10 protein-coding genes are annotated in these 9,462 nt (G+C 41.5%); all 10 read right to left on the reverse strand.

Annotation, left to right across the window (positions count from 1 at the left end; all coding sequences use genetic code 11):
• Positions 1–4: 4 nt before the first annotated feature.
• Positions 5–742: a glycosyltransferase family protein gene (locus AC0QH1_RS13475; protein ID WP_324631671.1), complete on the reverse strand. Its 738-nt coding sequence runs from the start codon at positions 740–742 to the stop codon at positions 5–7.
• Positions 739–1,905 (reverse strand): UDP-4-amino-4,6-dideoxy-N-acetyl-beta-L-altrosamine transaminase, encoded by a 1,167-nt coding sequence (gene pseC, locus AC0QH1_RS13480; RefSeq protein ID WP_324631672.1) that lies wholly within the window; start codon positions 1,903–1,905, stop codon positions 739–741. Before pseC ends, AC0QH1_RS13475 begins: the two co-directional genes overlap by 4 nt.
• The gene (gene pseB / locus AC0QH1_RS13485) at positions 1,905–2,894 is read right to left on the reverse strand and encodes a UDP-N-acetylglucosamine 4,6-dehydratase (inverting) (RefSeq protein ID WP_324631673.1); all 990 of its coding nucleotides are present in this window, start codon (positions 2,892–2,894) and stop codon (positions 1,905–1,907) included. The genes pseC and pseB overlap by 1 nt, the downstream gene beginning before the upstream one ends.
• Positions 2,895–2,897: 3 nt before the next feature.
• On the reverse strand, positions 2,898–3,227 hold the full coding sequence (locus AC0QH1_RS13490; protein ID WP_324631680.1) for a DegT/DnrJ/EryC1/StrS family aminotransferase: 330 nt from the start codon (positions 3,225–3,227) through the stop codon (positions 2,898–2,900).
• Positions 3,223–3,942, reverse strand: coding sequence for an IS1 family transposase (locus tag AC0QH1_RS13495; protein ID WP_324631682.1), 720 nt, complete (start codon positions 3,940–3,942; stop codon positions 3,223–3,225). The genes AC0QH1_RS13490 and AC0QH1_RS13495 overlap by 5 nt, the downstream gene beginning before the upstream one ends.
• A 178-nt stretch (positions 3,943–4,120) precedes the next feature.
• Positions 4,121–4,798 (reverse strand): hypothetical protein, encoded by a 678-nt coding sequence (locus AC0QH1_RS13500; protein WP_324631674.1) that lies wholly within the window; start codon positions 4,796–4,798, stop codon positions 4,121–4,123.
• A gap of 37 nt (positions 4,799–4,835) precedes the next feature.
• The gene (locus AC0QH1_RS13505; RefSeq protein ID WP_324631675.1) at positions 4,836–5,531 is read right to left on the reverse strand and encodes a nucleotidyltransferase family protein; all 696 of its coding nucleotides are present in this window, start codon (positions 5,529–5,531) and stop codon (positions 4,836–4,838) included.
• The gene (locus AC0QH1_RS13510) at positions 5,531–6,982 is read right to left on the reverse strand and encodes a PfkB family carbohydrate kinase (RefSeq protein WP_324631676.1); all 1,452 of its coding nucleotides are present in this window, start codon (positions 6,980–6,982) and stop codon (positions 5,531–5,533) included. The genes AC0QH1_RS13505 and AC0QH1_RS13510 overlap by 1 nt, the downstream gene beginning before the upstream one ends.
• 39 nt (positions 6,983–7,021) lie before the next feature.
• A complete protein-coding gene (locus AC0QH1_RS13515; protein WP_324631677.1) occupies positions 7,022–8,302 on the reverse strand; it encodes a TIGR04372 family glycosyltransferase in 1,281 nt (426 codons plus the stop codon).
• Between the two features lie 3 nt (positions 8,303–8,305).
• Positions 8,306–9,448: a class I SAM-dependent methyltransferase gene (locus AC0QH1_RS13520; RefSeq protein WP_324631678.1), complete on the reverse strand. Its 1,143-nt coding sequence runs from the start codon at positions 9,446–9,448 to the stop codon at positions 8,306–8,308.
• Between the last annotated feature and the right edge of the window lie 14 nt (positions 9,449–9,462).

Below are 9,462 nucleotides of genomic sequence, written 5' to 3' on the forward strand. Positions count from 1 at the left end.
TGATTTATTCACCATAATTTTTCTGGGCTATCTGACTATTAATTAAATACCACTTTGGGTGTTGTTGCAGTAACTTTAAGCAATCTTCTAATGTAAACTTAGGTCGATCGGGATAAACTGCCTCGATGATTTTCTGAATCAGTTCAAAATCTTCAGGAGTATCTACTGTCCATCGATGGTGACTACAATCTTCAGAGTAAGTCACATAACCCAAACAATATCGTTCTGGTTGTCGATAAAGAAAAGGAGTTACGTGCTCGCGGTCTGGTTGTGCTGTGGCTTCTAGAAAGGCTTGTTCCAATACTGAAGAAGAAAACACTTCAGTATCCATCCCACGCGGATAGGTTCTTTTTATGCAGTTTGAGACGTAATCATAGGTTGGTTGATTTTGTAGATAATAATCGATCGCCGTATCAATCACTTGCGGGTCAATTAAAGGACAATCAGAAGTCACGCGAACCACTACATCTGCTTGATGTGCTGTAGCAGCTTGATAATATCTCTCTAAAACATCTTCTTCAGAACCGCGAAAGTAAGCGACTGAGAGACGATCGCATAAATCAACAATAGGATCGTCAGTTTGATTGGTTGTCGTAGCGATGACTATTTCATCGGCTAGTTTTACTCGTCGTAGTCTTTCCAGTTGATATTCAAGCAATGGTTTACCCAATACCCGCTTCAGTACCTTTCCTGGTAAACGGGTAGAAGTCATTCTTGCTTGAGTAATAATCACAGTTTTCATTTAATAATTTCTCTCAAAACAGCTACAACATGGTTTTGGTTTTCTTCTGTTAAGTCGTAGTACAAAGGAAGACTAATCGCTTCTTGATAATATTGTTCCACTTGGGGAAAATCTCCCCATTTAAAACCCAGTTTTTGATAATACGGTTGAGTATGAACAGGAATATAGTGCAAATTGACCCCGATCGCAGCCTGCCGTAATTCCTCAAACACTTGGCGATGAGTTTTAATAATTTTATCCAGTTGTAGCCGAATCACATAAAGATGCCAGCTAGACTCAGTATCAGGATGTTGCCACGGTAAAGTTACAGGTAAATTCGCCAACATCTGATTATAGCGATCGGCTAAAATACGGCGACGGGACACAAACTCATCCAAACGCTGCATTTGACTCGCACCCAAAGCCGATTGAATGTCTGTCATCCGGTAGTTAAATCCCAACTCTAGCTGCTGATAATACCACAATCCATGAGACTCACCCTGCATTAACTCAGGATTGCGAGTAATCCCGTGAGTCCGCAAGCGAATCAGCTTTTCATACAAGTCCGATCGATTCGTCACCACCATCCCCCCTTCCCCTGTGGTGATAATTTTCACAGGATGAAAGCTAAACACAGCCATATCCGAAAACTGACAATTTCCTACAGACTTACCTTGGTATTTCGCACCGATCGCATGGGAAGCATCCTCTAAAACCGCAAAACCATATTTTCGGGACAAAGCCCCAATCTTTTCCATTTCGCAAGACTGACCAGCCAGATGAACGGGGACAACTACCTTCGGCAGTTTTCCTTCCCGCTGACTCTGAATGAGTTTCTGTTCTAGGGCTGCCACGCTTAGATTGTAAGTATGCGGGTCAATGTCCACAAAATCGACTTCTGCACCACAATACAATCCACAATTTGCTGAAGCCACAAAGGTATTTGGAGAAGTCCACAGGATATCCCCTGTTCCTAATCCCACCGCTAAACAAGCAATATGTAAGGCAGCAGTGGCACTGGAAACAGCTACAGCATACTTGACCCCGCAATAGTCTGCTACAGACTGCTCAAATCTTTCGATAGTTGGGCCTTGGGTGAGCCAATCCGATCGCAGCACTTCAATTACAGCATCAATATCTTGCTGATTGATATTTTGCCGTCCATAGGGAATAAAATCACTCATTATTGTTTAAGCATCTCAAGAAGCTGTTGAGGAGATAGCCATTCTGTATTTTTATCGGAACTGTATTCAAATTCTTCTGGTACAGGCACTCCTTTTTCTCCTAACCCATTCGATTGAAAATCTACCTTGCTGCTAAATTGGATAGTCGGAGTAATCACATAATGGTCAGAAAACTCTAAAGTTAAATGATAGTCATCCTTGGGACACATCACCTCATGGAGTTTTTCTCCTGGCCGAATGCCGATGACTTTAGTGGGAATTCCTGGGGCTAGGGCTTTTGCTAAATCCGTAATCTTCATTGATGGAATTTTCGGCACAAAGATTTCTCCCCCCTGCATTCGCTCAAAATTCTTAATCACAAAATCTACCCCCTGTGGCAGGGTAATCCAAAATCGAGTCATGCGGGGATCGGTAATCGGGATTTCCGTTGCTCTTTCCCGCACCAACTTCTGAAAAAATGGTACAACCGAACCCCTAGATCCAACCACATTGCCATAGCGCACTACCGCAAAGCGAGTTTTGAGTTTTCCTACTAAGTTATTCGCCGCAACAAATAATTTATCCGATGCTAACTTAGTTGCCCCATAAAGGTTAATGGGATTCGCGGCTTTATCGGTGGAAAGGGCAATGACTTTTTCTACCCCACAAGCCATCGCTGCATCAATTACATTACTGGCCCCATTAATATTCGTTTTAATACATTCCATCGGATTATATTCAGCGATAGGAACGTGCTTTAAGGCAGCCGCATGAATGACATAATCTACATTTCGCATCGCGAGTGTAAGGCGATCGCGATCGCGCACATCCCCGATAAAAAAGCGCATACAGTCTTGGGGGAAAGCTTGAGCCATTTCATACTGCTTTAACTCATCCCGTGAATAGACAATAATTTTTTTCGGCTGATAGTTGGCCAATAAAGTAGAGACACAGTGCTTACCAAATGAGCCTGTTCCGCCTGTAATTAGGATAGATTTGTCGTTAAACATTTGCTACTTCTGTTGAAGAAATTGTACTACTTTTTGAATATCTGCTAAATATATTTCCGGCCAAATGGGCAAACTCAGCACCTCAGTCCCTAGCAAATCGCTCACTGGAGTCGAAGGATACTGCCCTTTATAAACAGGTAACCGATCTTGCGGCACTGGATAATAAACCATCGATCCAATTCCTTGCCGGCCCAAATATTCCTTCACCTTATCCCGTTTCCCATGCAAAACCCGAATGGTGTACTGGTGAAACACATGACCATCAGCCAACTCTGGAGTAATAATCCCCTCAACATCAGCCAATGGTAGTGATAAATATGTAGTGATATTAATTTTTTACGGATTTTAAACTGTTGTAATAATGAATAAAGTACCAAACAGCTCCTATATGATTTTCTAGCTTTTTTGAAAAAGATAATGTTTTTCTGACTAGCCGAGAAACTCTTTGTCTTAATGTATTATTAAATCTTTCTATATGACTGGTCAATCTACTTTTTTTGTCCACAGCCTTGTGACGTTTAGTAGCAATAACTCCTGTATAAGACTCCCAAAAATCTGTATAACACACTGCACATTGTCTATACACAGGAGGCAATGAATCCCACAGTTTTTCGGCACTTTTTTTACTTCGATCGCCAAGAAAAACACCAACAATTTCACGAGTTTTTACATCCAAAGCAAGCCAACTCCAAATTTTATTTTCTTTCTTACCTACAAATGACCATAACTCATCACATTGAATAGTTGATTTTCCTTTTTGTTTCTCTGAAACCTTTATTTCACGGGGAGTTTCTTCATATTTTTTATTTACATAATTTTGTAACCAAGTGTAAGAAACATCCAAAGCACGAGCAATACCCGCCAAAGGTATTTTTTCTAATAACAGGCGATCAATTAATGTTTTAAATTCAGATGAAATATATTTTTTTTGAGGTAATTCTACAAACTGTCTTCCACATTCTTTACATAAATATTTTTGTTTTTTATGATGAGTGCTGCCATTTTTTATGATTTTATTTGACAAACAGGTTGGGCAAGAATAGTTCATTTTGTAATAATCCTGATAAATTCTTATATTTTTCACTTTATTCTCCCTTAATTATCGCTTAAATTTTGTCATTTATATCACTTAAGCAATTAGTAAAACTAATGAATTTTATAAATTTACCTGATTGTTTATGGATAAAAATATTAGAAAAAACTTGATACATTAGCTTTTATTTAAATTAACTTAATTTGAACATCACTACATATTTATCACTACCCGCGAATTCTTCAGGATCTTGCCAGTATCCAGATTCTCTAACGTGCAAACAGAAAAAACGAGCATCTTTCGGAAGACCTAGCAAAATTCTTTGTTCTTCAGCTAGCTTTTTTCTTTCATCCGATAGCTTTACTGTTGGAGAATTCCTTATCTGCTCTGGCCAATTATAATCTTTAACTATATCTTCGGAAAATTCGCTATTTATTTTGGGCTGCCATAGAATATGGTATCCAGCCATTGGTTCGCCAAATTGATGAACATTTTTTAAAAAAGCAAAACTTTCAATCAAGCCAAGTTTATAAACAATTTTGAATGCCACCAGACGCGGGAGATTAAAAGCACGAAGCAGACCGAAATAAGCCGTTATAGCCAATCCTCCTAACTGTGCTTTAATAGACGATTGTGGAAATGCAATAATTTCTGATTCTAACTCAAATAGATTCTTAGATAAAATAGTTAGGCTCAGAGGCCAAGGTATTTGATAAGGTAAAAGAATAGCTAGCTTTTTATTTTCTCTTTTAGCTTTTAATAAGCCAAAATATATTTCTTCAAAGGCACTGCCAATAGCACGATAATGGGGGATTATAATTACTGTGTTTGTCAACTTGCCGAACCATTCGCAGAGGTAGTGAATTAGCATTCTTCAGTCTGATTGGTAAATTAAACATAATTCAATGTTAAATAGGAATAGCATTGGCTTTTTGATAGGCTTCTCTCGATCCTATATCGATAAATATATTCTTTGTTTCCCAAGCATAAACTTTATTCACAAACAAGGGTAAAACTTCTTTACTAAAGTCGTAAAAATTTTCTTTATTATCTTTTATCCATTCCAAAAATTTATTAGATAAAATACAAATTGCTCCACTGGCTAAGTTACCAGGAGGGTTAGCAACTTTTTCGTGAAAGCCAACAACAATATTCTGAGAATTGAGTTCCACAATGCCACAGGTAGAAGGAGTGTCAGTGCGAAAGGTCATCAGGGTTAAGAGACATTCTGGAGGACGTTGGCGGTGAGCTGCGACAAAAGAGGTGAAGTCAGCTAAACAGTAGTTGTCGGCATGGATAATTAACCCGTCTTCCCCTTGAAAAAAATCTAGATTAGCCATGAGCGTCCCTGCTGTCCCTAGGAGGGCTGGCTCATGAACCAAAGTAACTTGGTCTTGGTAAGGACTCCGATCAATAAAGTCATTAACCTGGTCAGCTAAATAGTGAGTATTGATCAGTAGCGGACCAATTCCAGCCTCGGTAAGTCGTTCCAGCCAAATCTCCAGTAAGGGCTTACTTTTGATAGGCACTAAGCATTTGGGAATGGTATTTGTTAATGGCCGGAGTCGGGTGCCGTAGCCCCCTGCTAGTAATATGGCCTTCATTAGGTTAACTCCTGCATCAATTCATCTCGCTGAACGGGAGTGTTGCCGACTCGCCCTACCTGAATTGCGGCGGCTAAAGAGCCGATAACTGCCGCTTCCCAGATGGAACCGCCACTGGCTAGGGTAAGGGCGCTAGAGATGAGCAAAGAATCCCCAGCACCTGCGACATCTTTCGGGTTGGAATTAAGGGTTTTGACGCGATCGGTCAGCCAGGTCTGGTCTATGTCATTGTCAGCATGAATCAGTAATCCTTCTTCCCCCAACTTTAGCAGAATGTTTTGAGTTTTTGCCTGTTGTCGCAATTGCTCCGCTAATACTACTAGGCCATCTTCGTGGTTTCGGGTGCTAATGCGAGCCTCCCGTTCGGTAGGGGTAATCAAATCCATTCCTTGAAAGCGACTAATATCACCGACCTGAGAGGAACATTGGCTATCAGCCGCCATCATTACCCCTTGTTCTTTGGCCAACGCCGCAATCCGATCGACCACGGGTTGGGGCAAACAACCATAGTTGAAATCGGAAAAAACCAGCAGGTCTGCCGTGGCAAGTGCCGCTGCCAAGCGATCTAACAGTTGAGTTTGCAATTTGGCGTCAATAGCCCTCTGGTGCAAGTGGCTGACCCGCAGGAGAGTTTTGCCTTTGCTGCGATACCGCTGTTTTAGGGTAGTGGGGCGACTTTCATCAATCAAAAGGTTAGTCTTGACCCGAGCGGCATCCAAAACCTCTCTGGCAAATTCTTGAGCAGCATCGACCCCAGTAACGGAGAAAAACTGGACTTCGGCTCCCAGACCAGCAGCATGAGCCGCTACTATACCCGCCCCACCGACAAAGCGAGTGGAGTCTATTGGGGTAACGACAATAGTGGGATCTTCCTGGGACATTCCCAAAGGTTGGCAGGTAATGTACTCGTCAATAATTAGGTCGCCAACAACGCAGACTTTGAGGAAAGAAAACTGCTGCACCAAGTTTGCCAATTTGGATTGAGTAATACTATGGCGATCTAAAAAGTCGTAGGGGATGAGGATTGATTGTAAGTTAGTTTCGGTAAACTCTTTTCGCAGCAAGTCTACGGAAGAAAAAGTTGTTTCTCCAGAGCTAAATAGTAGTCGTCCCCCATATTGTTCTAAGATAGTCAGCTCAGGATTAAAGCGGATTTCATGTTCTTTCCCTTTGACGACGATATCTGGGCGTAATCGATCGATAACTTCTGTGACGGGTTCATCAATAATAAAGGCTTGGTCAACCCAACTGTTGGTTTTGACTCCTTCGAGGCGTAGTTGTTCGGGGATATGGGCCCCATTGGCAGCAATGCGATCGCTCTGTACTGCTACAATTAGGCGATCGCCACATTCTTTAGCAAAGCGCAATAATCTTAAATGTCCAGGATGGAGTACGTTAAAATTCCCGGATACAAAAACAGTACGGCTTAAAAGTTTTGGGTTCTTAATCATTAAGGGGATAAACAAGAATAATCTGGTGTTATGGCTGTTTTATTGTAAAAAACTATCTCCCATAGCACGAAGCCAAGTTGTACCAACTCTAGATTCAGGATGAATCCAACCATGATATTGATTGTAGTCGGGATGAGATTGAAGAATGTTCCAAAAGCGATCGTGTTGCTCAATATCTGTTGGAGTATCTACCCAAGTTCCCTGAATCCGCTGCCACCGCTCTTGCACAGCTAACAGAATCTCTTCAGATGTCAGATCGATAATCCTGATGCCAACTTTAGCATAGTCATCTGTCATGCCGTAGCTGCGATCGAGGTGTTCTCGCCAAGTCAATGGGATGCCCGATGCTTGCCACACGAGTTTTTTAGGTAAGTGCATGGCATTGCTCCAGGAAAAAAGGTTTCTTAATGGAGTATAGTTTAGGAACAAAAGGGGACGACGATAAACATCACTGACCATATCTGGTCCGCTTCCTGTGGAAATACATAAATCGCAGTGAGCAAACAACCAAATATCTAAGAAATCACTTTTTTCAGAGTGAAAAGCATAGTCAATGATGCGGGGATGACTACTGAGTATAGGTTTCGCCATAATTTGACCCATGCGAAATACCCACACTCCTTGCGAGGCTAACCACTCGGCGGCAGGGACATACGTGGCAATATCTGAGTCGCGGTAGTTGTGATAGTTCCAATCAAACCCTTTGTGTAGATGATTTTCATCCAAATAGGCGCTGTCTCGAACCAAGAGGCAGACAAAAGGTTCTCCATCTTGCCATCCTTGACGACGTAACCAAGCTTTAGCTTGGTCATCTTCTTCAGGTAAAAATGGCAGTTTAGCTTGAGTTTTTTCTAGGCAACCGTGAATATCCCGGGAGGCGGTTGTGCTGGTTGGGCGGTAGTGAAGCGATCCCCCAGGAAGTATGCGATTCCAGATGTCTAGGGGACGAACCCAGGCATAGACCTGAAAGTTGCGTTTTACCATCTTTGCCCAAAATTCGTTGCAAGTCGGCTCCTGTATCCAGTACAAATCTAGATACTGCTGAGATTGCTGCTGTCGCATTGCCCACTGCTGACCTGCATCGGCGGCAAAATGACCAATTCGTTCGCTGCGGAGAGTCCCTAAGCGAATAGTGCGCCAAGGACTAATGCAACGGATGATAAGAACTCCGGGGACAGCCCAAGGAGCTTGGAGGATTAGCAGGAGTAAGGTTTTCGGGGAATATCTGGAAAGTAGAGAAAATAAGCTTTTTAGCTTTCTTCGGACGACAGGCCAGCCACCAGAGCGTATTTCATAGAGCTGTTTGCTTAAGGGCTTCATAAATTAACCAGGCTTGCGGATGAGACTTAGGTACTGCTGACCTCGACCCCACCACTGGGGAAAATGTTGTAGCTCTCGTTCCAAAGGCGCACCGTCCTGTAGCCAGTCCGAGGCCTCAACAATAGCTAAGGCAGTGTTGGGAGTAATCGGCTCAACTATTGACGCAATTTCTGTAAGAAGGTCAAACATAGCCTGCCACTTGCTGCTATCTCCCTGTTGAATTTGGGTCATTAATTCCCAACTGTTAGAACAGGTTATTTCTAAATCTTTACCAAAGCTTGTGGAATGAGCATCAAAAACATAACGATAGTCAATCAGGTTAAGATTATTTTTGTAGTAGCAAGCGAGAGCATTGTCATTGAAGCCTCTATCCCGACCCACAATTTCTTTGTACCATCGCCAGTCAGTAATAAACCGAGGGGATGAAGCATAAACATCGAAACTGCTAGAAAGTGCTGTAATAACTTCTGGTACACTGAGAAGTTTTCTATCTTGTAAAGGTTGAATAATATTATCTACGATCCAATCATCTGCGAGGCGACTCATCCCTTTAAGGTTAAGTAAGTGGGAAGAAAGGCGTGGTCGGAGGATATTTAGTGCATCATTTAGGGAGGCATTGCCGTTAGGGAGTAATATATTAAACAGTAAGCGCCTGATGGTTTCGGATAAGTAAGATATTGAGTTAATAGTAGTACAAACAAAAATACCAGATAATTTTGTAAATTTCGATAAATGCTTGAGTGTTAAAGTTGGATGAGATTGATGGGGCAGACATCCTTCAGCCCAAACAATATCAAATTTTTCTGGTGAATTATAATCTTCAAACAAGGATTTTATCACTTTAAAATTTTGACACTTGGCTTCTGTCAAGATTTTTTCTGTCTGCTCTAAACCGACTGTATTTCCATCCACTAAGTAATATTTGCTGGGTTTTAGAGAAGCAGTATATACAGCATTATGTCCAGAGCCAGGACCAAACTCAATAATATTGGTTTGATAAACAAAGCCAGGCAAAATACCTATACTTCTAAATAATGACTCTCTTCTTTGAAAATGCTTCTCTAAATTAGCAATGTCCTGCGATACAGGAGAAATATTGTTATCTGAATAAAACGTAACAAATGCACGACTTTCACTATCTTTCATTTTGTCTCTTCATG

The organism is Phormidium sp. CCY1219, assembly GCF_055795085.1.